Genomic DNA, 23,890 nt, shown 5'->3' with positions numbered 1-23,890 from the left:
GCGAGCATGACCACAGCAACAGATGTCCGCGTTCGGTTCTGCCCGTCGCCCACCGGGACCCCGCACGTCGGTCTGGTCCGAACCGCACTGTTCAACTGGGCGTTCGCCCGGCATCACGGCGGCACCTTCGTCTTTCGCATCGAGGACACCGACGCAGCACGCGACTCCGAAGAGTCCTACGCCGCCCTGCTCGACGCGTTGCGCTGGCTCGGCCTCGAGTGGGACGAAGGCCCCGAGGTGGGTGGCCCGTACGAGCCCTACCGGCAGTCGCTGCGTCGCGAGCAACACGTTGCCGTCGTGCAGCAGTTGCTCGACGCCGGCGAGGCCTACGAGTCGTTCTCCACGCCGGAGGAAGTGGAATCCCGTCACAAGGCAGCCGGACGCGACCCCAAACTCGGTTACGACAACTTCGACCGCGACCTGACTCCGGAGCAGCGCGAGGCCTATCGAAGCGAGGGGCGCGGGGCCGTCGTGCGACTGCGGATGCCCGATCACGATCTGACGTGGAACGACCTCGTGCGCGGGGAGACCACGTTCAAGGCCGGGACCGTACCGGATTTCGCTCTGACCCGAGGCAACGGAGTTCCGCTGTACACGTTGGTCAATCCGGTGGACGACGCACTGATGAAGATCACCCACGTCCTGCGCGGTGAGGACCTGCTGTCGTCGACGCCTCGTCAGCTCGCTCTCTACGAGGCACTGATCCGGATCGGCGTCGCAGAACGCACCCCCGAGTTCGGGCACCTGCCGTTCGTCATGGGCCAGGGCAACAAGAAGCTGTCCAAGCGTGACCCCGAATCGAATCTGTTCATCCACCGCGATCGTGGGTTCGTTCCGGAAGGTCTGCTGAACTACCTCGCTCTTCTCGGCTGGGGCATCTCGGACGATCACGACGTCTTCTCTCTCGACGAGATGGTGGCGGCGTTCGAGATCTCGTCGGTCAATTCCAACCCGGCACGCTTCGATCAGAAGAAGGCCGACGCGATCAACGCCGAGCACATCAGGATGCTGGCAGCTGACGATTTCGCGGCGCGGTTGCGCGAATACCTCGTCGCGCAGGGCAATCTCACCGAGCCGGTCGACGAGAAGGTGTTCGCCGTCGCGGCCGATCTGGTGCAGACCCGCATCGTCGTCCTCTCGGATGCCTGGGGACTGCTGAAGTTCCTGTTCGTCGACGAGGCGGACTTCGAGATCGACCCTGCAGCCGCGGCGAAGAACCTCGGTGCCGATGCCGCACCCGTTCTCGACGCCTCGGTCGAGGCGCTGACGGCGTTGCAGACCTGGACCACGGCCGATCTGGAGGCGACTCTCAAGGACGCGCTGATCGAGAAGCTCGAGCTCAAGCCGCGCAAGGCTTTCGCCCCGATTCGGGTGGGAGTGACCGGGTCGCACATCAGTCCGCCGCTGTACGAGTCCATGGAATTGCTCGGGCGCGAGAAGACCCTGGCACGCCTGGCTGCAGCACGCGCCCGGGTGGCGTGACGGCGCACGGCCCCAGGCGCACCGCGGGCCGCGGGGGCAGCCTCGAATGAGTGTCTCCGATCGACTGGATCGACTCCAGCGCAGGCGGCCGGTCCTCGGCTATCCCATTGCGGTGGTGTACAAGTTCGTCGACGATCAGGGCGGCTACCTCGCCGCCCTGATCACGTACTACGCCTTCGTCTCGCTCTTTCCTGCGCTGCTGCTCTTCTCCGTGATTCTGGGCATCGTGTTGATGGGCAACCCGGAGCTGCAACAACAGATCCTGAACTCGGCACTCGGTCAGATCCCGGCGGTCGGTGAAGAATTGGGGCGTCCCGAACGGATAGGTGGCGGCACGGTCGGTCTGACGGTGGGTATCCTCGGGTCGCTGTACGGCGGGCTCGGTGTGTCCGTTGCGCTGCAGAACGCGATGAACACCGCATGGGCCGTACCGAAGAATCTCCGGCCCGATCCGATTCGAGCCCGAGTGCGGGGACTGGGTTTGCTGAGCACCGTCGGTTTGGCGGTACTGGCTATCACCGCACTGAATGTGCTCAGTGCCGCAGGATATTTCGGCCCGGAATCAGGTCTCGTCGTCTTCGTGATCGGAACGCTGCTGTACGTCGGGGTGTTCGTCGTTGCGTTTCGGCTCGCCACAGTGCGAGCGGTGTCGATCGGACAGGTACTCCCGGGAGCCCTAGTGGCCGGTCTGACGTGGCAGCTACTGCAGACGTTCGGCGGTGTGTACGTGAAATACGTCGCCGCGAGTTCGACGGTGACGAACGGTGTCTTTGCAGTCGTGCTCGGGCTGTTGGCCTTTCTGTACGTGACCTCGGTATCGATCGTGATCTGCATCGAGATCAACGTGGTTCGTGTCGACAGGCTGTTCCCGCGGTCCCTTCTGGCCCCGTTCACCGACGATGTCGAACTGACCGAAGGTGACAAACTCACCTACACCGGACAGGCAGAAGCACAACGCAGCAAGCCGTTCGAGGACATCGACGTGACGTTCGCCGACCCACCGGGAGCTCAGTCCGAATCCGGCTCCGAGCCGGCAGCCGAAGCGCCGTAGAAGCGGTCGATTCTCGTCTCCATCGGAAACCGGACGGCCGTGTCGCCGAACATCAGCCGAGTTGCCGACAACGCCGATGCTGCAATCGCTTCGGCGGCACGCTCCGAATCGGCGACGGGACAATGCACCACCACCTCGTCGTGTTGAAAGAACACCAACTCGCTGCTGGTCCCGGCATTCGGGTCGCTTCTGCGGGCTCCGCTCCCGGCATTCTGGTCACTCCTGCGGGCTCCGCTCCCGGCATTCGGGTCACTCCTGCGGGCTCCGCTCCCGGCATTCGGGTCACTCCTGCGGGCTCCACTCCCGGCCAACCGGCCACGCAGATCGGCCAACAAGCACAGCGCCCACTCGGCGGCGGTGGCCTGCACGACGAAATTGCGCGTGAACCGGCCCCGCGCGTGCGCGTCACCTTCCGACCACCACTGCGGCGAGGGCGGTGGGCAGGCCCGTCCGAGCCACGAACGAACGACCTCGCCCCGTTCTCCCGCGCGGGCGGCCTCCTCCACCAGTGCGACGGCACCGGGGAACGAGGCCCGTAGTCGCGTCAGCAGCGAACGCGCCTCGCCGGAGGTCGCCCCGTACAGGACCCCGAGAACGGCAACCTTGGCGTGGCTGCGATCGCCGCCGAACGATGCTGCCGCCACCGGTGCATACAGATCTGCGGTGCCTGCCGCGGCGACCATACCGGGATCGCCGGACATCGCAGCGAGAATGCGCGGTTCGAGCTGACCGGCGTCGGCGGCCACGAAGGTGTAACCGGGATCGGCGATCACACTGGCGCGCAGGGGTTTCGGAATCTGCAGGCCGCCTCCGCCGCGACTGGCCCACCGGCCCGAGACCACAGCGCCGGGAACATAGACCGGACGGAAACGATCGTCGCGAACCCACGCGTCGAGCCATGCCCACCCGTTCGCAGCGTGCAGCTTCGACAGATCGCGGTGGCGCAGCAGCAGCGGAACTGCCGGGTGGTCGATGTCGCGGATGACGTGCGCGCGAGTCGATGTCAGTTCGATACCGACGCGCGCGAACGCGGCCACCAGCTCCACGGGAGAGGCAGGGTTGACGCGCCGCCCGAACGCCGACGAGATCTGGTTCTCGAGCTCGACGAGAGCCGGGGGTGGAGAACCGTCCAGCGGCCGCGCACCGAGCATCGTGTCCAGATGACGGCGATGTGCCGACGCGGAGAACGGCAACCCGTCGAAGGTCATCTCCGCGGCGGCCAGGCCCCCGGCCGACTCGGCCGCCGCCAGCAGGTGCAGTGCGCGATCGTCACCGATGTCGCGAAGCTGACGCCGATACTCGGTGAGCACGGCCGCGGGATCGGAGTTGGGGTTCGCGTCGAACAGCCCCGGCCGCAGGTCGGCGGGAGCCGAAGGGGCAGTCGCCGAGCCGGCGCGCATCGCCAGAATCGCACCGACCAGGGCCAGATCGTGACAGCGGCGTACGCGTACTCCTCGTTCGAGCAACCGAGGGTAGATCCGGCTGGTGTCCTCCCACACCCACCTCGGCCGTTCGTCTCGCTCCAGCCCGGCAACGGCCGCGACCGGATCCTCGGCCACCGTGGGTTCACTCTGCATCGAGCCGTCGTCGGCGAGGTACGTCAGTACCGCCTGCTCGCCCTGAGGAACGAGCAGAACCCTCATCGGACTCGGCTGGGTCTGCGATCGGTCACGGAGAACAAGTCTGCTCCACTGGTCGGACGAGGCGTCGAGGGGGCTCCTGGGGCCCGACGAAGCAGCGACTTGGGCCGGCCCCGAAGTCTGCGCCGCGCGGTTTCGGTGGCTCTGAGCAGCCGATTTGCAGAATGGGTAGTCACCTTTGATAGTCTCTATCCCGGCTCGAAACGCAGTGCACATCGATCGTGATGCGCAGTTCGATTCAAGTCCATTGGGGTATGGTGTAATTGGCAACACAGCGGTTTCTGGTACCGCCATTCTAGGTTCGAGTCCTGGTACCCCAGCGAGCAGGTGAAGGCGATTTTGTCGCCGAGGCCGAGGCAGTTAAGCTGGCTCAGCGTTACAAGCTCGAACAACAATGCAGGTGAAGTTCCTGGCCCCGTCGTCTAGCGGCCTAGGACGCCGCCCTCTCAAGGCGGTAGCGCGGGTTCGAATCCCGTCGGGGCTACAACAGACAACACCCTCTCGATCCGTGGATCGGGAGGGTGTTGTCGTTTCGGTGTGGGCGTCTCAGACGCTCTTGCGGCGGAACATCTTCTGATGGTCGGCCGGACCGTGAGCGTTGTTGACCTTCGGCCCACCGTCCTTGTGTTCGACGGAATTGTGGGACTTGCTGTTCTTCTGTTCCAGGACTTCGCGGAATTTCTTCTTCAGTTCTTCACTGCCGGATTCGGGCATGGGTGACTCCTCGCAGTCGACGACCGGCCGGGTAGGCCGCTCGAGACGAAGGTACCCCACTCTCGCAGCGCGATCAGCTGGTTTTCCTCGGGCCGTGAGGTCTGCGCCCTGCCTCAGAGTCGCTTGTGCAGTGCGTCCGCGGCCGCCAGGAGATCGGCTGCCCAGCGCGCTCCGGGCTTGCGCCCGATTCGATCGATCGGTCCCGACACCGAGATCGCCGCCACCACAGCGTCGTTGCTGTCGCGCACCGGCGCGGCAACGCTCGCGACGCCCGGTTCGCGCTCGCCCGCACTCTGCGCCCAACCGCGCCGTCGAACCTCGAGGAGGGTGCGCTCACCGAATTCCGCATCGGGCAGAACTGTTCGTTGAGTCTGTGAATCTGCCCATGCGAGAAGCACTTTGGCACCCGACCCGGCCGTCATCGGCAGGCGTGCTCCGACGAGCACGGTGTCTCGAAGTCCGGTCGGCGGCTCCATGGACGCCACGCACACCCGCACCGTTCCTTCGCGCCGATAGATCTGCACACTCTCGCCGGTGATCTCGCGTAGGCGGGGGAGTACCGAGGCAGCAGCATCGAGGAGGGCATCCGATGCGCTCGCCGCGAGCTCGCCCAGTCCCGGCCCGGTCCGCCACAGGCCGTCGGCATCTCGTACCAGAAGCCGGTGGGTCTCCAGGCCGACCGCGAGCCGGTGGGCCGTGGCCCTGGGCAGGCTCGTTCGAGCACACAGATCGCCCAGATTGCAGGGCTTCTCGGCCACCGCGTGCAGCACCGCCATCGCCTTGTCGAGGACACCGATACCGCTCGATTTGTCGACGAGGCCATTGGGGCTATGCTGTCTCATAGAACGATATTAGCCTCCCGCATGCTGAGATTGCACAACTACGACATCTTCGGTGCGCGCCGGGGGCATGATGTCGAGACGATCACGCGAGGTGAACCAGCCCGTTCACCGGCGCGACGACGACAGGGAAAGACGAGGTCCGCGACAGCGATGTCCGAAACACCGAAGACTTTGGCGGAGAAGGTATGGGACCAGCATGTGGTGGTCCGAGGCGGCGGCGAAGGCGGGGCGCGTGAGCCGGATCTGATCTACATCGACCTCCATTTGGTGCACGAGGTGACGAGCCCGCAGGCGTTCGACGGACTTCGGTTGGCCGGCCGCGGGCTCCGTCGTCCCGATCTGACGATCGCGACCGAGGACCACAACGTCCCGACGGCCGACATCTTCGCGCCCATCGCCGATCTGGTCTCGCGCACGCAGGTCGACACCCTTCGACGCAACTGCGAGGAATTCGGTGTTCGGCTCTACCCGATGGGCGATCTCGATCAGGGCATCGTGCACATCATCGGCCCACAGCTGGGTCTCACCCAGCCCGGCATGACCGTGGTGTGCGGAGACAGTCACACCTCGACGCACGGTGCCTTCGGCTCGATCGCAATGGGCATCGGCACCAGTGAGGTCGAGCACGTCATGGCCACGCAGACCTTGTCGCTGCGTCCTTTCAAGACGATGGCCATCACCGTCGACGGAGAACTCGCCCCCGGTGTGACGAGCAAGGATCTCATCCTCGCCGTCATCGCACAGATCGGCACCGGCGGCGGTCAGGGCTACGTCCTCGAATACCGCGGTGAGGCCATTCGCAAGCTGTCGATGGAAGCGCGAATGACCATCTGCAACATGTCGATCGAAGCCGGAGCGCGGGCAGGCATGATCGCACCCGACGAGGTCACCTACGAGTACCTGAAGGGACGCCCGCACGCTCCTCGCGGAGCCGACTGGGATGCGGCGGTGGCCGCGTGGAACGAATTGGCGACCGATCCGGATGCGGTGTTCGACAACGAGGTCCACATCGACGCCGACACGTTGACGCCGTTCGTCACGTGGGGAACGAATCCGGGTCAGGGTGCGCCACTTGGCGATACGGTGCCCGATCCGGAGGCGATGGTCGACGAGAGCGAGCGGGTGGCAGCCCAGAAGGCCTTGCAGTACATGGGTCTGGAAGCGGGCACGCCCATCCGCGATATCGCCGTCGACACCGTGTTCGTCGGCTCGTGCACCAACGGCCGAATCGAGGATCTGCGGGCCGTCGCGTCCGTTCTCGAAGGACACCGGGTTGCCGACGGAGTGCGAATGCTGGTGGTACCGGGTTCCATGCGGGTGCGAGCGCAGGCCGAGGAGGAAGGTCTGGGTGAGATCTTCACGGCCGCAGGAGCGGAGTGGCGTCAGGCCGGTTGCTCGATGTGCCTGGGAATGAACCCGGACCAATTGGCGTCGGGCGAGAGATCGGCGTCGACGTCCAACCGCAATTTCGAGGGTAGGCAGGGCAAGGGTGGGCGCACCCATCTCGTGTCACCGTTGGTAGCAGCGGCAACGGCAATCCGTGGAACCCTGTCGTCTCCGGCGGATCTCGCGTAAACGCGTCTTCGCTCGGATCGATCGAACTCAGAGGAGCACATTCGATGGAAGCTTTCACTCGACACACCGGTATCGGAGTTCCGCTCCGGCGGTCCAACGTCGACACCGACCAGATAATCCCCGCGGTCTACCTCAAGCGCGTCACGCGCACCGGATTCGAGGACGGGTTGTTCGCCGCCTGGCGCTCGGACCCGAACTTCGTGTTGAACCTCGAGCCCTACGACCGAGGCTCGGTGCTCGTTGCCGGGCCCGACTTCGGTACGGGATCGTCACGCGAGCATGCCGTCTGGGCACTCTCGGACTTCGGATTTCGGGTCGTGATCGCCTCCCGTTTCGCCGATATCTTCCGCGGAAACTCGGGTAAGGCCGGGCTGCTGGCTGCCGAAGTGGATCAATCCGACGTCGAATTGCTGTGGAAAGCCTTAGAAGAACAGCCCGGTCTGGAAATAATTGTCGACCTCGTCGACAAGACCGTAACGGCTGGAACGTTGGTGGTGCCCTTTGCGATTGACGACTACACGCGGTGGCGTCTGCTGGAGGGCCTGGACGACATCGGATTGACATTACGCCAGGTAGAGGCCATTACGGAGTACGAAAAGTCAAGGCCTTCATACAAACCCCTGACCCTTCCGGCGCGGATCGAGACACCCGCCGAAAGCTGATCGGCGGCGGTCCGACACGCTTTGCGGCCGTGAATCATTCCGCGACACCAGAATGAAAATTGGCGTGGCGCATAGACTCTTGACGACTTGGGGTTTACCGTTGTAGTAGTCGGTCCGACGATGGGCCACCATATAGCGGAGGAAATCCATGAACAAGGCAGAGCTGATTGACGCCCTGACCGAGAAGTTGGGGTCTGATAGGCGGAGCGCCACAGAGGCTGTCGAGAACATCGTCGACACCATCGTGCGCGCAGTGCACCGCGGCGAGAGTGTCACGATCACGGGCTTCGGCGTGTTCGAGCAGCGTCGTCGCGCAGCCCGCGTCGCCCGTAACCCCCGCACCGGCGAGACCGTTCGCGTGAAGCCGACCAACGTTCCGGCATTCCGTCCGGGTGCGCAGTTCAAGGCCGTCATCGCCGGTGGGCAGAAGCTGCCCGCCACCGGTCCTGCCGTCAAGCGCGGTGCCGCTGCGGCTCCGGCCAAGAAGACTGCGGCTGCGAAGAAGACGGCTGCGAAGAAGGCTGCCGTGAAGACGACCGCCCGCAAGGCAACCACCGCTGCCGCCAAGAAGGCAGCGCCGGCCAAGACCACTGCTCGTAAGGCAGCGGCTCCCGCGAAGACCGCCGCCAAGAAGGCAGCTCCCGCGAAGACCACCGCACGCAAGACCGTTGCGAAGAAGGCTCCGGCCAAGACGACTGCGCGCAAGGCCGCAACGACTGCTGCTCCCGCCAAGAAGGCTCCGGCCAAGACAGCGGCCAAGAAGACCGTTGCCAAGAAGGCTCCGGCCAAGAAGGCTCCGGCCAAGAAGGCACCCGCGAAGCGCGCAGCGAAGAAGTAGAGCCTGCCTGCTTCACGTATGACAGTGTGAACACCGCGGAAGGCCCCCGACTCGAACATCGAGTCGGGGGCCTTCCGTCGTTGGTGTTGCGCCGCTCAGCCGTCGGCGGTGAGGGTGGGCAACGGACTGGCGATGTGGTCGGCAGCGATGAGCCGACCGTCACGGCGCGAGAGCACCCAAACACTACCCTTACGATTTCGGTTGGCAGGCAACGTGATTCCGTCTTTCTCCGCCCACCATCGCATCAGGTCGGGAATCACCTTTCCCTGGCTGCAGACAACAGGGGTGCCGGGCAGTTCGGCTATGTCGCGAGCGCGATGTCGCCCCTTGCGAGGGTCGTCGGCGTAGCCTTCCTCGGACAGCAGATGCTCGGGAGTGATGTCCACCCCCAACGATTCGGCGAACGGAGCGACTGTCTGGACGCATCGAGCGCGGTCGGCTGCGTACACGGAATCACCGCCGAAGGCACGAAGCAGAGAGACCAAGGATTGGGCCTGCCGCCGTCCGGTCCTGTCGAGCGGACGGTCGACATCGTTGCCCTTGAACCGCGAGCGCGACCCGGCACTGCCGTGACGAACCAGCAGAACCGTCGAGGTGTCGGCAGGCTTGGCCACGAACCGGCGAAGGATCTTGTGGTCCATGGGGTACGAGAGTTCGCGGCCGACGTCCTCGGGTGCTACCCAGCGCAGTTCGTCCACCTCGACATTGGGGACGAACTCGCCCCCGGTGACCTCGGCCGCCCAGTACAGCACCTTCTTGACCCGACGGTGCCCCGGAATCGGGTAGGTGACGTAGGACAGCGACCGTCCCAGTCGCGAGTCGAATCCGGTCTCCTCCTTCACCTCTCGGACCGCTGCGTCGACAGCTGTCTCGCCGGGATCGAGCTTGCCCTTGGGGAACGACCAGTCGTCGTACTTGGGCCTGTGCACCAAGGCGACCTCGACGCCGGAGTCGCCGCTCGGTGAACGACGCCACAGGATCGAGCCGGCCGCAAAGATGTTGGCGCGGGGAGAACCGTCGGAAGTGCCCATCAGGACGCCTGATTCCTCCGACTGCGCATCAGGTCGACCTGATGTTCACGAACCTTCTCGCCCCGAGCAGGTGACGCGACCCAGCCGCCGTCCGGTCCCAACTCCCAGCATCGAGTGGTGGGGTCGAGGGCGGAATCGAAGATGTCGCTGAGCTGGTTCGCCAGCCGGGGATCCTTGACCTGAGCCATCACCTCCACTCGGCGATCGAGGTTGCGGTGCATCATGTCTGCGCTGCCGATCCAGAACTCGTCCGCACCCTGGAAATGCAGAACCCGTGAGTGTTCGAGGAATCGACCGAGGATGGAACGAACTTCGATGTTCTCCGACAGCCCGGGAACTCCTGGCTTGAGCGCACAAATTCCGCGCACCACCACCTTCACCGGCACTCCGGCAATCGATGCTCGGTAGAGCGCGTCGATGACCTGCTCGTCGACCAAGGCGTTGGCCTTGAGGCGAATTCCGGCCGCACGGCCACTCTTGAGGTGTTCGACCTCCGCTTCGATGCGCTCGACGATGCCGCGCCGCACCCCGTACGGAGCGACCAGAAGGTTGCGGTACTTGGACTTTCGCGAGTATCCGGTCAGCGAGTTGAACAGATCGGTGAGGTCGGCCCCGATTTCGGGCGACGACGTCAGCAGGCCCACGTCCTCGTAGATACGCGCTGTCTTGGGGTTGTAGTTGCCGGTACCGATGTGGCAGTACCGGCGAATGACCGACCCCTCTCGGCGCACCACCAGGCAGGTCTTGCAGTGCGTCTTGAGGCCGACGAGGCCGTAGACCACGTGCACGCCCGCCTTTTCGAGCTTGCGTGCCCACTCGATGTTGGCTTGTTCGTCGAAACGCGCCTTGATCTCGACCAGTGCAACGACCTGCTTGCCCGCTCCGGCCGCGTCGACGAGTGCATTGACGATCGGCGAATCTCCCGAGGTGCGATAGAGCGTCTGCTTGATGGCGAGCACCTGAGGATCGGCCGCTGCTTGCTCGATGAAGCGTTGGACGCTGGTGGAGAAGGAATCGTACGGATGGTGCACCAGGACGTCGCCGTCGCGCAGAGTCGAGAACACGCTCTTGGGGGTCTCGCGTTCACCGAACGCGGGGTGGGTGGCAGGAACGAAGGGTGCGTCCTTGAGGTTGGGGCGGTCGACGCTGTAGACCTGCCACAGGCAGGACAGATCCAGCAGTCCGGGAACCTGGATGACATCGCCGGGATCGACGTCGAGCTCACGCAGCAGCAGTTCGAGCATGTGCTCGGTCATGTCGTCGGCGATCTCGAGACGGACCGGCGAGCCGAAGCGCCGCCGAGCGAGTTCTCGCTCCAGAGCCTGCAGCAGGTCCTCGTCGCGGTCTTCCTCGACCTCGAAATCGGCGTTGCGCGTGATCCGGAACGCGTGGGACTCGACGACCTCCATGCCGGGGAAGAGCACATGGAGGTGAGCGGAGATCAACTCCTCCATCGACAGGAAGGCGTCGATGCGGTGAGTGCCCTCGCCGCGCTTGACGCGCACGAAGCGATCGACGTTGTCGGGGACCTTGACGCGGGCGAAGTGCTCCCCGGTCGTGGAGTAGTCCTTCACTGTCACAGCGAGATTGAGGCTCAGGCCGCTGATGTAGGGGAACGGGTGCGCCGGGTCGACGGCCAGCGGTGTGAGAACCGGGAACACCTGTTCGGTGAAGTAGTCCGACAGTCGCGCACGCTCGTCGCTGTCCAGATCGGACCACCGGATGATCGCGATGCCCTCGGCGGTGAGCTCGGGCAGAATCGAATCCAGCAGCACTCGCGCGTGTTTGAGCGCAAGTTCCTGGGTGCGCTGCCCGATCACCGCCAGCTGTTCGCGAGGAGTCATTCCGTCGGCCGATCGAACCGACAGACCGGTTTCGTCGCGACGTTTGAGACCGGCGACCCGGACCATGTAGAACTCGTCGAGATTGGACGCGTAGATGGCGAGAAACTTCGCCCGCTCCAGCAAGGGCAGCGAGGAGTCCTCGGCGAGAGCGAGGACACGCGAGTTGAAATCGAGCCAGCTCAATTCTCGGTTGAGATAGCGATTTTCGGGAAGAACGGTCGCAGCGTCCACCGATTCCGGTGTGGCGGCCGGTAGAGCGGACGGGATGCTCGGCATCGTCGACGCGATCGGCGCGCTCCACGCCGGCTCCGAGCCTGCGGCCTTTCCTGTCTCGATCGGCGGATCCTGGTTCGCTGGCTGCACGTCGTCTTTGCTCACCGCACGATCATCCCCCATACCCGGCGTCGGTGAAACTCCGATGGCCGAACTCGGGTCGGTGTTCACCCGGCTGCCGTGGCGGTCCCTACCGTCACGCAGTCGTCGCGGATGCCTCGTCATTCCACCCGAGCGAGTGGAGAACGGCCGCCGTCGCCGGTCCGACTCCCAGACGATGCGCTCTGCGGACGTCGTCGGCGGTGTCCACGTCCAGTCGAAGGCCAGGCCACTCGCCGTCGAGTTCCCGTGCGCCCGAGGCGGTATGGCGGCGTGCGGAGTCCGGTCCGAACAGTGGTGCCAACTCGTCGGGGGAATCCTTGAGGATCAGAGCAGCGGTTCCCGTGCCGTGATGATCGACCACGAGTGATCTGCCTCCCCGCCGGGCGCGGTCGTAGGCCTGGGCGAGTTCTGTCGAACGCATCGCCGGAAGGTCTGCCTGCAACGCGATGATGTCGACGTGGCCTGCGCTGACGGTTTCGTCCCCATCGACGTCCGCGCCGACGTGACCGTGACGCAGTACGTGCGCCGCGGCCGCGAACGCGTGATTGAGGCGTTCGTCCGGTTGCAGTGCCGGATCGCGGACCGGTTCGTCGAACACCCGTGCACCGATTCTGCGGGCGGTGTCCGCGACGAGAGGATCCGGGGTGACCACAGTGACCGAATCGACCGCCGACACCGAGTCTGCGGCCGCCACGGTGTCGCTGAGCATCGCGAGCACCAATCGTGTCCGGTCGGGTGCCGAGAACTCCGCCGCCAGGCGCGACTTCGCCGTGGCCAGATCCTTCACCGCGATGAGAACCCTGACGACGCGGTCGCCGTCGTCGTCTCGTGATGCACCCATGGTGCTCGATCCTGCCAGCGTCATGGATCTGTGCCGACTCCGACCGCCCGAGCAGGTCTGCGAGTTAGGGTGATGCGCGCGTGGACAGGGCATCGGCGAAGTAGGCGAGGGGTTGGCGGAATGAGCAGAGCAGCGGTATTGGGGTCGGGTTCGTGGGGCACCGCATTCGCCAAGGTGTTGGCCGATGCCGGAACGGACGTCACCATGTGGGCCCGCCGTGAGGAACTCGCCGCATCCATCACCGACGACCACGAGAACAAGGACTACCTTGCGGGAATCGAGCTGCCGTCCTCGATTCGCGCGACGAGTGATCCCGTCCGTGCACTCGACGGAGCCGACATCGTGGTGCTGGCCGTGCCCTCACAGAGTCTGCGGGCCAATCTGGGGGCGTGGACCGACTCGATTCCGCCGCACGCGACGCTGCTCTCCCTGGCGAAGGGGATCGAGACCGGAACGCTCATGCGGATGAGCCAGGTGATCTCTCAGGTCACCGGTGCGGATCCCAGCCGGGTCGCGTGCCTGTCCGGTCCCAACCTCGCGCGCCCGATCGCCGAGGGCCAGCCCGCCGCGACGGTCATCGCGTGCTCCGACTCCCAGCGTGCCCTCGAGATTCAGAAATCTTGTGCCACAGGATATTTCAGGCCCTACACCAACAGCGATGTCATCGGTGCCGAGATCGGGGGTGCCTGCAAGAACGTCATCGCCCTCGCGTGCGGGATGGCCGCAGGCGTCGGATACGGCGAGAACACCCTCGCGTCGATCATGACCAGGGGCCTGGCCGAGATCATCCGCCTCGGAGTAGCACTCGGTGCCAAGCCGTCGACGCTGTCGGGCCTGGCCGGCGTGGGCGACCTGGTCGCCACCTGCTCGTCCCCCCTCTCGCGTAATCGCACGTTCGGAGAACGACTGGGTTCGGGTGGCTCCCTCGAGAGTGCGCAGGAAGCAGCGCACGGGCAGGTTGCCGAAGGCGTCAAGTCGTGCACCTCGGTCCGGGCGCTCGCCGAGAGTTACGACGTCGAGATGCCGCTGACCGACGCCGTGCATCGCGTCTGTCACGGCGGCATGTCCGTACCGGATGCGGTCGGGCACCTGCTGGGACGTCGCATCAAGCCCGAGTGAGGCAGTGATCGCGGTCTCGCGACGAACAGGGCGAATCCGCGTTCGACGAGCCGCGGCGGTACGGTTTCTCATCGTGAGTACTCCCCGCATCAAAGTTGCCGTCGTCTTCGGGGGCCGCAGCAGCGAGCACGCTGTGTCCTGTGTATCGGCAGGTAGCGTGCTGCAGAACCTCGATCCGGCCAGGTACGAGGTGGTTCCCGTGGGAATCACCCCGGACGGTGCGTGGGTACTCGGCTCCTCCGACATCGACGCGCTGACGATTCACGACCGCGTCCTGCCCACCGTGGACAAGACCGGGGCAGCGCTGGCTCTCAGTACGGACCCGGGTCACGCCGGAGCTCTACTCGCCCTCGGCGAGGGGGAAGGCGGGACGGTGCTCGCATCCGTCGACGTCGTGTTCCCGGTTCTGCACGGACCGTACGGCGAGGACGGCACCCTGCAGGGTCTGCTCGAGTTGGCAGGCGTTCCGTATGTCGGGCCGGGCGTGCTGGCCAGCGCTGCGGGGATGGACAAGGAATTCACCAAGAAGCTGCTCGGTGCCGAGGGATTGCCGATCGGTCGCCAGGTGGTACTCCGACGCGGTGTCGACGACCTGACGGCAGGCGAGCGTGACCGAATCGGCCTGCCCGCATTCGTCAAGCCGGCCCGAGGCGGATCGTCCATCGGAATCTCGCGCATCACCGCGTGGGACCAACTCCCCACCGCGATCGCCGTCGCACGCGAACACGACCCCAAGGTCATCGTCGAAGGCATGATCCACGGCCGCGAGGTCGAGTGCGGAGTGCTCGAATTTCCCGACGGCACCGTGCGCGCGAGCGCCATCGCCGAGATCCGAATTCCCGACGCGGACATCGACGATCATGCCTTCTACGATTTCGACACAAAGTATCTCGACGATGTCAGTGAGTTCGACATCCCGGCTGCCCTCGACGACGCCACGAGCGACCGCATTCGTGAACTCGCCGTCGCCGCCTTCCGCGCGTTGGACTGCCAGGGTCTGGCGCGGGTGGATTTCTTCGTCACCGAGAACGGCCCGGTCATCAACGAGATCAACACCATGCCCGGATTCACCTCGATCTCGATGTACCCCAAGATGTGGGCCGAATCGGGCGTCGACTACCCGACGCTGATCGCCACCCTGATCGACACCGCTCTCGCCCGCGGTACCGGTTTGCGTTAGAGCTGTTGCGGCCCGGCGCTACTGCAACGGAGCCGGGTCGAGAGGTTGCTGGGGCAGCGCGCCCGACACGGCGGAGGACGCGTCCTGCAACGGGGTGGGGCCCGAGTCGCCCGGAATCGTCAGGGCGACGTACACACCGCGATCGACGACGAACCACGTGCTGGCGTCGATCCCGTCGTCTGCGCCGGACACCTCGAACCACTGAACGCCGTTGATCACCTGAAGCGGCGCGGCCACATCGAACCCGATCGGCCGGGGCAGACCGCAGCGCAACACGACCGGCTCGGCGTTCTCCTCGGCCGAGACCCACGCGCGGACTCCGACCGGGGCCGGGTCGGCCAGTTCGGCTCTCGTGTAGTCGCCGAGGTCTTCGGGCAGGGCGTCGAGCAGCGACGTGCACTGCGCACTCGCGGCATCGGGGGAGTCGACCGGGCCGAGCGCGACCGGATCGAGGACGGGTGAGCGATTCACCGCGATGGCGGCAACCAGAACTCCGACGACGAGCGCGACCGGTAGCGCGATCGCGGTGGCGATGACTGCGGGGTGGCGCTGCTCGCGAGTGCCCTCGGTCTCGGCGGGGCCGTCTTCGGTGCCGGCGTCGTTGCCGGTGTCGGGTGAATTCACGAGCTATCCGACGGACGTCGTCGACCGAGGGGCCACGGGGCAGGTGAGGGTGCGAGTGATGGCATCGACCTTCTGGATGCGAGAGACGATCTCGGCGATCTGGGCGTCGGAGGCACCGTCGGCGCGCGCGATCACGTCGTAGGGCCCGACCACAGCCTCGGCCGACACGACACCGTCGACGGCCTCGATCTGCTGTGCGACGGCCGTCGCACGACCGACCTCGGTCTGAACGAGAACGAATGCTTGCACCATCGGTGGTCCCTTTCCCCTGCCGGACTTCTCGACTGTAGGTTGGTTCGACTACGTTCTCTTCGCACGTAACCTGCTGCATCGGTACTGTCCCGACCGCCGCTAAAAGGTACCGCAGGCGCGGCACTCGCTCCGCGCGAGACCGTCGCGCACGCACCGCGTTCTCAGGGAGGAACATCATCGACGACACCGTCATCGACTCGGCCACCGGCAGCGAGCGCACCGTCGCCCAGGTCGGCGAATTCGACGTGATCGCTCGGGCCATCACAGGCCGCGAGCAGCCGTCGTCGACCATCGTCGGGCCCGGCGACGACGCAGCCGTGGTCGCCGCGCCCGACGGTCGGATCGCGGCATCGACCGATATGTTGGTGCACGGCAGGCACTTTCGGCTCGACTGGTCGAGTCCGATACAGATCGGCCGCAAGGCGATCGCGCAGAACGGCGCGGACATCGCCGCGATGGGCGCGCAGTGCTCGGGTTTTCTCGTCTCTCTCGGATGCCCGGCCGACACTCCGGTGAGCGTGACCGACGGTCTCAACGAGGGCATGTGGATCGAGGCGGTTGCTGCGGGATCGGCCGTCGTCGGTGGCGATGTGGTGCAATCGCCGGAGCTGGTGATCTCGATCACCGCGCTCGGCGATCTCCAGGGCCGGGCCCCGGTTCTTCGATCGGGGGCGTGTGCCGGTGATGTGATCGCCTATGCGGGGCGGCTCGGCTGGTCCGCGGCCGGCCTGGCCCTACTGCTCGGCGACCGGGACGGAACGGGCCACGACGCCGTGTTGGACGCACACCGAGTGCCCGTCCCGCCGTACCGCGCCGGGATCGACGCCGCAGAGGCGGGTGCGACCTCGCTCACCGACGTCTCCGACGGGCTGCTGGCCGATCTCGGCCACATCGCCGACGCATCGGGCGTTCTCGTCGACCTCGATCCCGACCTGCTGGAGATCCCCGTCGAACTGCGTTCGGCAGCAACGCTGATGGGGCACGATCCGCTGGAGTGGGTACTGACCGGAGGCGAGGATCACGCGCTCGTCGGCACCTTCCCCGATGCCGCCGCCGTTCCCGGGGGATGGACGGTGATCGGCCGCGTCGAGCACGGAGACGGTGCGCCTGCGGGTCGAGTGACGGTCGGCGGACGCGTCCACGCGGGTAGCTCGGGATGGTCGAGTTTCGAGGGCGAGTGAACGCGGGTCGGGTCGGTCGAGTCGGCTAAGTTGCAGAGATGGCTATCTATGCGCTCGGTGATCGCGAACCCGACATCCACCCCGACGCCTACGTTCATCCCGACGCCGTCGTCATCGGAGCGGTGACCTTGGCTGCCGGATCGTCGGTGTGGCCCACTGCGGTTCTGCGGGCCGACTACGGCACCATCTCGATCGGCGAGGGCACCAACGTGCAGGACGGGACCGTGGTTCACTGCACTCCGATCGACGCAACGGTCATCGGTTCCGGGTGCGTACTGGGCCACAATGCGCACGTCGAGGGTGCGACCATCGGGGACAACTGCCTCATCGCGTCGGGCTCGGTGGTACTGAACGGATCGAAGATCGGGGCGGGCTCGATCGTCGGTGCAGGCGCGGTGGTGCCGTTCGAGTTCGTCGTTCCCGAACGTTCCATGGCGCTCGGCGTGCCCGCCAAGATCCGCGAGGGCTACCAGGTTCCCGACGGGCATGTCGACATCAACGTGCAGATGTACTCCGCCAATGCCGCGTACTACCGCGACGCGCTTCGCCGGATCGACCGGTGACGCCCCGGCCGCTGTCCGAGAGCGTCGAGTCGGGCTGGGCTGCTGCCCTCGCTCCGGTCGAGACGAATGTCGCTGCGATGGGCGACTTCCTGCGAGCCGAACTCGCCGCCGGACGGCACTACCTGCCCGCGGGTGAGAACGTGCTGCGCGCTTTTCGCTACCCCTTCGATCGGGTTCGCGTGCTCATCGTCGGTCAGGATCCGTATCCCACGCCGGGACACGCAGTGGGCCTGAGCTTTTCTGTCGCGCCCGACGTGCGACCCGTACCGCGGAGTCTGAGCAACATCTTCAAGGAGTATTCCGACGATCTCGGTCTGCCCACGCCGAGCACCGGCGATCTCACACCCTGGTCGGAGCAGGGAGTGATGTTGCTCAACAGGGTGCTCACCGTCGAACCGTCGCAGGCGGCGTCACACCGCAAGAAGGGCTGGGAAGCGGTGACCGAGCAGGCGATTCGGGCATTGGTCGCCCGAGCGGAGAACCCCGACGCGCCCGGACTGGTGGCAGTTCTCTGGGGACGTGACGCGGCAACCCTGAAGCCGATGCTCGGATCGGTGCCCTTCATCGAATCCGCTCATCCGTCACCGCTGTCCGCCTCACGCGGTTTCTTCGGATCCAAGCCCTTCAGCCGCGTCAACGAACTGTTGGTCGAAGGCGGAGACGAACCGATCGACTGGACGTTGCCGTGACCGGTTCAGGAGAAGTCTGGACGACGCTTCTCGACGAACGCGTCGACGCCTTCACGTCCGGCCGGTGACGCCGCAGCGACCGATATCGAGGCGGCTTCGGCGTCCAATTGTTCTGTCAGAGTTGCTGATTCGGAGCTTCCGAGTAGTCTCTTGATGCCCTGGTACGCCGATGTCGGGCCGTTGGCGAGGGTTCGAGCGAGGCGCTCGGCCTCACTGTCGACGATGTCGTCGCCCACCAGCCGGCTGAGGATTCCGAGCCGAACGGCATCCTCTCCGTTGATGATCGAGTCACCCAGAAGTATGTCCATCGCGCGGCCCGAACCGACGATTCGGGGGAGTGTCCAGGACATTCCTCCGTCCGGGGTGAATCCGATGGAAGGGTACGCAGGGCGCAGTTTGGTCGAAGGTCCGCCGATGGCGATATCGGTGAGACAGACCAGACTCATGCCTGCCCCGGCCGCCCAGCCGTGGACCCCGGCGACGACCGGGACGGTGACGGCGGCCAGTTCGCGGACGAATGCATGGAACGTGTCGGCAACCGAACCGACGAATGCGCCGCGGTCGTCGGCTCCGGCGAAATCGCGTACGTTTCCGCCTGCGCAGAAGTTGGGCCCGCGGCCGATGAGGAGCACACTTCCGATCGCGGTGGTACCGGCGTTGACGGATCGCAGTGCCGCCGTGCCTGCGTCGATGCCTTCGAGGTCGAGGGAGGCACCGCCCGCCTCGGTGGCGACGACGATGCGCAGCACGCCGTCCTCGATGCTGACCTTGCTGGGACCGTAGTCATCCGAATCACTCACGATCGGAATTCTAATGGACGTCCAAGTGTTCGAGTGCACCGACGACTGTGCCCCGCCTCCGAATACGGGGGCGGGGCACAGTTCTCGCACGCGAGGAACGCCGTGGAGGAAAACGAAGAGCGAGGCCGAAATCAGCCCCGGACCACCTTGCCTGCCTTCAAGCAGGAGGTGCACACGTTCATGCGCTTGGAGTTACCAGGCGCAACCTGAGCGTGAACGGTCTGGATATTCGGGTTCCAACGACGGTTGGTCCGTCGGTGCGAGTGCGAGACCGACTTACCGAAGCCGGGCCCCTTGGCGCATACGTCGCAGACGGCAGCCATAGTCGCGAACTCCTTGATAGATGTTGATCGATACATGTGGTCGAAGACATCGAAACGAACTACGAGCAGATGCAAGGATTGCAATGCGTGAAGATCGCCTCGAGGCAACCCTGCAAGAATAGCGGCGTCGCACGCAATAACCAAACCGCCACGGCAGACGCTCCGCGGGGCTCACGTACGGCGCGCCACCGATCATGCCCGACTAAGCTTCGGGCACTGTCCGCGAGGGAGTTCGGACGAGGTGAGGGACGTGACGCGGGGGGAGGCTGGCCGAGGTGGTCGACGTTCTCGAATCGATCGATGCCGCGGCCCTGCGCCGGTGGGCCTACCACTGCGTCGATTCCCTCACCGCACGGTGCGACGAGATCAATGCACTCAACGTGTTCCCCATCCCCGACTCGGACACCGGCACCAATCTCATGTTCACCTTCCGCGCCGCGGTGGAATCGATGCGCGCAGCCGGGCCCGCCGCGGACGCCCGCTCCATCGGGCGAGCGCTGGCAGTGGGGGCGGTCGCGGGGGCGCGGGGGAACTCGGGAGTGATCGTGTCCCAGCTGTTGCGCGCCGTCGCCGAGGCCGCAGCGGACGGCCCGCTGGACACGGTGTCGATGCAGGCGATGCTGCGTCGCGCCAGAGTCCTGGTCGCGGGCGCGGTCAGCGTTCCCGTCGAGGGCACGATGCTCACCGTTCTGGCCGCAGCCGATCGCGAAGCCTCGGCGCACGATGCCAATGTCAGCCTCTCCACGCTGGTGGTCGACATCGCCGAGGCCACTGCTAGAGCCGTCGACAGCACGACGGACCAACTCGCCGAACTCCGCGAGGCCGGTGTCGTGGACGCAGGAGCTCTCGGTCTCTCGGTGATCGTCGACGCGTTCGTGGAGGTGGTGATCGGCCGCACCCCGCCGCGCAGGCGATACCGTCGCCCACACGAGCACGAACGCCGGACGGGCGACGATGCGCCGAACCTCTCGTCGGACTGCGGCCGTGCACCCGTCACGGTGTCGGAGTACGGATCGTCTCGCTCCCTCGGGTACGAGGTGGTCTACGTCGTGCACGGGCCGGACGACGCGGGGGCGGCGGAACTTCGCCGAGCACTGGCCGACATCGGAGATTCGGTCGTCGTCGCCGGTGACGGTTCCGGGGCCTGGTCCGCGCACGTACACACCACCGACCCCGGTGGTGCCGTCGACCGCGGCATCGCCGCCGGAGATGTTCGCGGAGTGCGTATCTCGTGTTTCGGTCCGGCCGAGTTCGCCGCAGTCGCGATCCCCGAAAGCCGCGACGCAGCGGTGCTGTCGGTCGGTCGCGATATTTTGGCGCTGGTGGCCGGTGACGGTGCCGCAGACCTCTACGTTCAGGAAGGTGCGACGGTGGTGCGGTGCGACGAGGCGATCGACTCCTCGGTGCTGCATCGCGCGATCGTCGGGATGAAGCATCGTGAGGTGTTGGTGTTGCCGAACGGCGCGTTGTCCGCGCAGGAACTCGTAGCGGTCGGCGCCGCTGCCCGAGCGGACGGCAAGGACGTGGTGATGTTGCCGTGTTCGGCGATGGTGCAGGGACTGGCCGCGCTCGCGGTGCACGATGCCGCCCGCGCCGCAGTCGACGACGCGTTCACGATGTCCGAGGCGGCGGCGGGCACGAGGTGGGGTTCTCTGCGTATCGCACAGGAGCGATCTCTGACGTGGGTCGGCACCTGCGAGCCGGGCGACTGCATCGGGCTGGCGGGGCAGGAGGTGGTGATCGTCGCCGCTCGTCCGCTCGATGCGGGGTGTCGGTTGCTCGACCAGCTCCTGGCCACGGGAGGGGAGCTGGTGACGGTGCTCGTCGGGGCCCAGGCGTCGGATCACTTCGGTGATCGGTTGGCCGAGTACGTGGCGGGCGCACACCCCGGAGTCGACGTGGTGGTCTATACAGGTGGACAGCCGGGGGATCTCGTGCAATTCGGAGTGGAATAGGGAATCTCGGACAATGGCAACGCTGGTGGATCGGCTCGATCACATCCTGGGAGCCGCGGCGGCGACGCCGCTGGCCGACGTCTTCGGAATTCACACCGTCGAGGACCTGCTGCGGCACTATCCGCACCGCTACATGACGCACGGTTCGGAGCTGGGGGAGAAGGAGCCGCCCGAGGGCGAGCACATCACCATCGTCGCAACGGTCGAGTCCGCGACGCTGCGTTCGATGAAGAACCGCAACGGTCAGTTCCTCGCCGTGACACTCGCCGCCGACGGGCAGCGGATCGACGCCACCTTCTTCAGTCCGCACAAGCTCAAGCACGTTCTGCTGCCCGGTCGTCGAGGAATGTTCTCGGGCAAGGTCAAGTACTTCGGGAAGCGGTGGAATCTCACGCACCCCAGCTACGTGATTCTCGGCGGAGACGGTAACGACGGTGCCGTCGTGCCTGCAGGTCGAATCGTCGGCGGTGGCACCCTGGCCGGACTCGCTCGCGGCTCGGTCGATTCCTCCGGTGCCGTGGACATGTCGGTGTTCGATCGCGCGTTCGTGCCCATCTACCCGGCCGCGAAGGACGTCGAGAGCTGGACCTTCATGCGCTGTGTCCGACAGGTGCTCGACCAACTCGACGACGTGGTCGATCCGTTGCCCGAGTCGGTTCGTGCGCAGCGCGGTCTCGTCGACATCGACACCGCGCTGCGGTCGGTCCATTTCCCGGATACCGCACAGGACAAGGACTCTGCGCGCGAGCGGCTGAAGTTCGACGAGGCGCTCGCCGTTCAGCTCGTCCTCGCCGACCGCCGACGCGACGCATCCACCCGCGTGGCTCCGCGATGCCCACCGATCACCGACGGTCTCGCCGCGGAGTTCGATCGGCGTCTGCCGTTCGAGTTGACGGCCGGCCAGCACCAGGTGGCAGCCGAGATCGCCCACGATCTGTCGGCACCGCATCCGATGTCGCGACTGTTGCAGGGTGAGGTCGGCTCGGGCAAGACGATCGTTGCACTGCGGGCGATGCTGCAGGTGATCGATGCCGGGCATCAGTGTGCGTTGCTGGCACCGACGGAGGTTCTCGCCTCCCAACACGCGCGCTCGATTCGGTCGATGCTCGGGAGCCTCGCGGCCGGCGGCGAACTCGGATCGCACGAGCTGGCGACCAAGGTTGCCTTGTTGACCGGTTCGATGTCCACTGCGGCCAAGCGATCCGCGCTGCTCGACGCCGTCACCGGTGATGCCGGCATCGTGATCGGCACCCACGCCCTGATCAAGGACCGCGTCGAATTCCTCGATCTCGCGATGGTCGTCGTCGACGAACAGCACAGGTTCGGCGTCGAGCAACGAGATGCGTTGCGCGCGAAAGCTCGCGACAACACCAGTCCGCACTTGCTCGTGATGACCGCAACCCCCATCCCGCGGACCATCGCGATGTCGACGTTGGGTGACCTCGAGACGTCGGTGCTCACCGAACTGCCCCGCGGCCGATCGCCCATCGTCAGCAACGTGGTGCCTGCCAGGAGCAAACCGGGCTGGGTGGATCGAGCGTGGCAGCGTATTCACGAGGAAGTGGCAGCCGGTCGCCAGGCCTATGTGGTGTGCTCCCGCATCGGCGACGACGAGGACGCGGAGACGGGGAAGAAGAGCGCTGCGAAGAAGAAGAGTGCGAGCGCGGAGGACGGCCCCGAGACCACGGCTGCGGTGGATCTGTACGAGACCCTCTCCACCGGACCGATGCACGATCTGCGCGTGGGTCTGTTGCACGGACGACTGTCGGGAGACGACAAGGACATCACCATGTCCGAGTTCAACTCCGGCGAGATCGACGTCCTGGTCTGCACCACGGTGGTCGAAGTGGGAGTGGACGTTCCCAACGCGACGGTCATGGTCATCATGGATGCGGACCGATTCGGCGTGAGCCAACTGCACCAGTTGCGAGGCCGAATCGGCCGAGGTGGGCATCAGGGCCTGTGCATCATGATCAGCTATCTCAGCCCCGCGGGCGGCTCGTTCGCCCGGCTCGAGGCGGTGGCAGCGACCAACGACGGTTTCGAGCTGGCCAAGCTGGATCTGGCCACTCGTCGCGAGGGCGACGTTCTCGGAGCTGCACAGTCGGGCACGGTCAGCGGGTTGCGGCTGCTCTCGTTCATCGACGACGAGGACATCATCGCGGACGCGCAGGACTGCGCCCGGTCCCTGTTCGCGCAGGACCCGTCGCTGGCGAACGATCCCGGCATCGCGTCGATGATGCGATCGGCTTGGCGATCGGATCGAGTCGATTACCTGCAGAAGTCCTGACGGGTGGGCAGGAGCGGTC

At 65.8% G+C, this 23,890-nt stretch carries 22 protein-coding genes and 2 tRNA genes; 14 read left to right on the top strand and 10 right to left on the bottom strand.

Going from position 1 to position 23,890, the window contains the following annotated elements; translation table 11 throughout:
* Positions 1–6: 6 nt before the first annotated feature.
* Together gltX and CH296_RS24595 are read left to right on the top strand one after the other, a co-directional pair.
* On the top strand, positions 7–1,482 hold the full coding sequence (gene gltX / locus CH296_RS24600) for a glutamate--tRNA ligase (protein WP_094648106.1): 1,476 nt from the start codon (positions 7–9) through the stop codon (positions 1,480–1,482).
* A gap of 46 nt (positions 1,483–1,528) precedes the next feature.
* A complete protein-coding gene (locus tag CH296_RS24595) occupies positions 1,529–2,533 on the top strand; it encodes a YihY/virulence factor BrkB family protein (protein ID WP_179277808.1) in 1,005 nt (334 codons plus the stop codon).
* Here CH296_RS24595 and CH296_RS24590 read toward each other — a convergent pair.
* Positions 2,491–4,176, bottom strand: coding sequence for a bifunctional 3'-5' exonuclease/DNA polymerase (locus CH296_RS24590; protein ID WP_094685876.1), 1,686 nt, complete (start codon positions 4,174–4,176; stop codon positions 2,491–2,493). The two genes, CH296_RS24595 and CH296_RS24590, sit on opposite strands and share 43 nt — an antisense overlap.
* Before the next feature lie 245 nt (positions 4,177–4,421).
* Here CH296_RS24590 and CH296_RS24585 point away from each other — a divergent pair.
* Positions 4,422–4,493 (top strand) — tRNA-Gln (locus CH296_RS24585).
* 91 nt (positions 4,494–4,584) lie between these two features.
* Positions 4,585–4,657: transfer RNA gene (locus CH296_RS24580), tRNA-Glu, on the top strand.
* A 62-nt stretch (positions 4,658–4,719) separates the two neighbouring features.
* Here the strand turns inward: CH296_RS24580 and CH296_RS29085 are convergent.
* Positions 4,720–4,887, bottom strand: coding sequence for a DUF5302 domain-containing protein (locus CH296_RS29085; RefSeq protein ID WP_170946045.1), 168 nt, complete (start codon positions 4,885–4,887; stop codon positions 4,720–4,722).
* 113 nt (positions 4,888–5,000) lie between these two features.
* Positions 5,001–5,729 (bottom strand): IclR family transcriptional regulator, encoded by a 729-nt coding sequence (locus CH296_RS24575; RefSeq protein ID WP_094631797.1) that lies wholly within the window; start codon positions 5,727–5,729, stop codon positions 5,001–5,003.
* A gap of 150 nt (positions 5,730–5,879) precedes the next feature.
* On the opposite strand from CH296_RS24575, the gene leuC reads away from it, so the two are divergent.
* The 3 genes from leuC to CH296_RS24560 all read left to right on the top strand — a co-directional run bounded on the left by leuC (position 5,880) and on the right by CH296_RS24560 (position 8,804).
* Positions 5,880–7,304: a 3-isopropylmalate dehydratase large subunit gene (gene leuC, locus CH296_RS24570; RefSeq protein ID WP_032398343.1), complete on the top strand. Its 1,425-nt coding sequence runs from the start codon at positions 5,880–5,882 to the stop codon at positions 7,302–7,304.
* A gap of 44 nt (positions 7,305–7,348) precedes the next feature.
* Positions 7,349–7,966, top strand: a complete 618-nt coding sequence (gene leuD / locus CH296_RS24565; protein WP_032397767.1) for a 3-isopropylmalate dehydratase small subunit — start codon at positions 7,349–7,351, stop codon at positions 7,964–7,966.
* Between the two features lie 148 nt (positions 7,967–8,114).
* Positions 8,115–8,804 (top strand): HU family DNA-binding protein, encoded by a 690-nt coding sequence (locus CH296_RS24560; RefSeq protein ID WP_032397768.1) that lies wholly within the window; start codon positions 8,115–8,117, stop codon positions 8,802–8,804.
* A 95-nt stretch (positions 8,805–8,899) separates the two neighbouring features.
* On the opposite strand, the gene CH296_RS24555 is transcribed toward CH296_RS24560, so the two are convergent.
* From CH296_RS24555 to cofC, 3 genes are all read right to left on the bottom strand, one after another.
* Positions 8,900–9,835, bottom strand: coding sequence for an NUDIX hydrolase (locus CH296_RS24555; protein WP_032397769.1), 936 nt, complete (start codon positions 9,833–9,835; stop codon positions 8,900–8,902).
* On the bottom strand, positions 9,835–11,955 hold the full coding sequence (locus CH296_RS24550) for an RNA degradosome polyphosphate kinase (protein ID WP_230597037.1): 2,121 nt from the start codon (positions 11,953–11,955) through the stop codon (positions 9,835–9,837). Before CH296_RS24550 ends, CH296_RS24555 begins: the two co-directional genes overlap by 1 nt.
* A gap of 193 nt (positions 11,956–12,148) precedes the next feature.
* Entirely contained in the window at positions 12,149–12,913 is a 765-nt protein-coding gene (gene cofC / locus CH296_RS24545; protein ID WP_373557307.1) for a 2-phospho-L-lactate guanylyltransferase, read from the bottom strand.
* A gap of 102 nt (positions 12,914–13,015) precedes the next feature.
* On the opposite strand from cofC, the gene CH296_RS24540 reads away from it, so the two are divergent.
* Positions 13,016–14,014 carry an NAD(P)H-dependent glycerol-3-phosphate dehydrogenase gene (locus CH296_RS24540; RefSeq protein ID WP_032397770.1) on the top strand — a complete coding sequence of 333 codons (999 nt, stop codon included), beginning with the start codon at positions 13,016–13,018 and terminating at the stop codon, positions 14,012–14,014.
* A gap of 73 nt (positions 14,015–14,087) precedes the next feature.
* Positions 14,088–15,194 carry a D-alanine--D-alanine ligase family protein gene (locus tag CH296_RS24535; protein WP_045199902.1) on the top strand — a complete coding sequence of 369 codons (1,107 nt, stop codon included), beginning with the start codon at positions 14,088–14,090 and terminating at the stop codon, positions 15,192–15,194.
* Positions 15,195–15,212: 18 nt separating this feature from the next.
* Here the strand turns inward: CH296_RS24535 and CH296_RS24530 are convergent, their stop codons facing one another.
* Positions 15,213–15,818, bottom strand: a complete 606-nt coding sequence (locus tag CH296_RS24530; protein WP_032397771.1) for a DUF3515 domain-containing protein — start codon at positions 15,816–15,818, stop codon at positions 15,213–15,215.
* 3 nt (positions 15,819–15,821) lie between these two features.
* The gene (locus CH296_RS24525; protein ID WP_045195625.1) at positions 15,822–16,070 is read right to left on the bottom strand and encodes an Lrp/AsnC ligand binding domain-containing protein; all 249 of its coding nucleotides are present in this window, start codon (positions 16,068–16,070) and stop codon (positions 15,822–15,824) included.
* 191 nt (positions 16,071–16,261) lie between these two features.
* On the opposite strand from CH296_RS24525, the gene CH296_RS24520 reads away from it, so the two are divergent.
* Genes CH296_RS24520 through CH296_RS24510 form a run of 3 tightly spaced genes read left to right on the top strand, consistent with a single transcriptional unit; the run spans position 16,262 to position 18,503 of the window.
* Positions 16,262–17,251, top strand: a complete 990-nt coding sequence (locus tag CH296_RS24520; protein ID WP_373557306.1) for a thiamine-phosphate kinase — start codon at positions 16,262–16,264, stop codon at positions 17,249–17,251.
* Between the two features lie 38 nt (positions 17,252–17,289).
* The gene (locus tag CH296_RS24515) at positions 17,290–17,814 is read left to right on the top strand and encodes a gamma carbonic anhydrase family protein (protein ID WP_094648101.1); all 525 of its coding nucleotides are present in this window, start codon (positions 17,290–17,292) and stop codon (positions 17,812–17,814) included.
* A complete protein-coding gene (locus CH296_RS24510; protein WP_032397775.1) occupies positions 17,811–18,503 on the top strand; it encodes a uracil-DNA glycosylase in 693 nt (230 codons plus the stop codon). Before CH296_RS24515 ends, CH296_RS24510 begins: the two co-directional genes overlap by 4 nt.
* Before the next feature lie 5 nt (positions 18,504–18,508).
* Here the strand turns inward: CH296_RS24510 and CH296_RS24505 are convergent, their stop codons facing one another.
* Entirely contained in the window at positions 18,509–19,303 is a 795-nt protein-coding gene (locus tag CH296_RS24505) for an enoyl-CoA hydratase/isomerase family protein (RefSeq protein WP_032397776.1), read from the bottom strand.
* A 131-nt stretch (positions 19,304–19,434) separates the two neighbouring features.
* A complete protein-coding gene (rpmB, locus tag CH296_RS24500; protein ID WP_008717389.1) occupies positions 19,435–19,626 on the bottom strand; it encodes a 50S ribosomal protein L28 in 192 nt (63 codons plus the stop codon).
* Positions 19,627–19,901: 275 nt separating this feature from the next.
* Here rpmB and CH296_RS24495 point away from each other — a divergent pair, with 275 nt between their 5' ends.
* Both CH296_RS24495 and recG read left to right on the top strand, forming a co-directional pair.
* Entirely contained in the window at positions 19,902–21,581 is a 1,680-nt protein-coding gene (locus CH296_RS24495) for a DAK2 domain-containing protein (RefSeq protein WP_094685874.1), read from the top strand.
* A 13-nt stretch (positions 21,582–21,594) separates the two neighbouring features.
* Positions 21,595–23,871 (top strand): ATP-dependent DNA helicase RecG, encoded by a 2,277-nt coding sequence (gene recG, locus CH296_RS24490; protein WP_094685873.1) that lies wholly within the window; start codon positions 21,595–21,597, stop codon positions 23,869–23,871.
* Positions 23,872–23,890: the final 19 nt, after the last annotated feature.

Origin of the sequence: Rhodococcus sp. 14-2496-1d (assembly GCF_002259365.1) — a bacterium.
In the GTDB taxonomy this organism is placed as follows: Bacteria; Actinomycetota; Actinomycetes; order Mycobacteriales; family Mycobacteriaceae; genus Rhodococcoides.
Note: the sequence above shows the minus strand (reverse complement) of the source record. Positions and strands in the feature narration are given on the sequence as shown.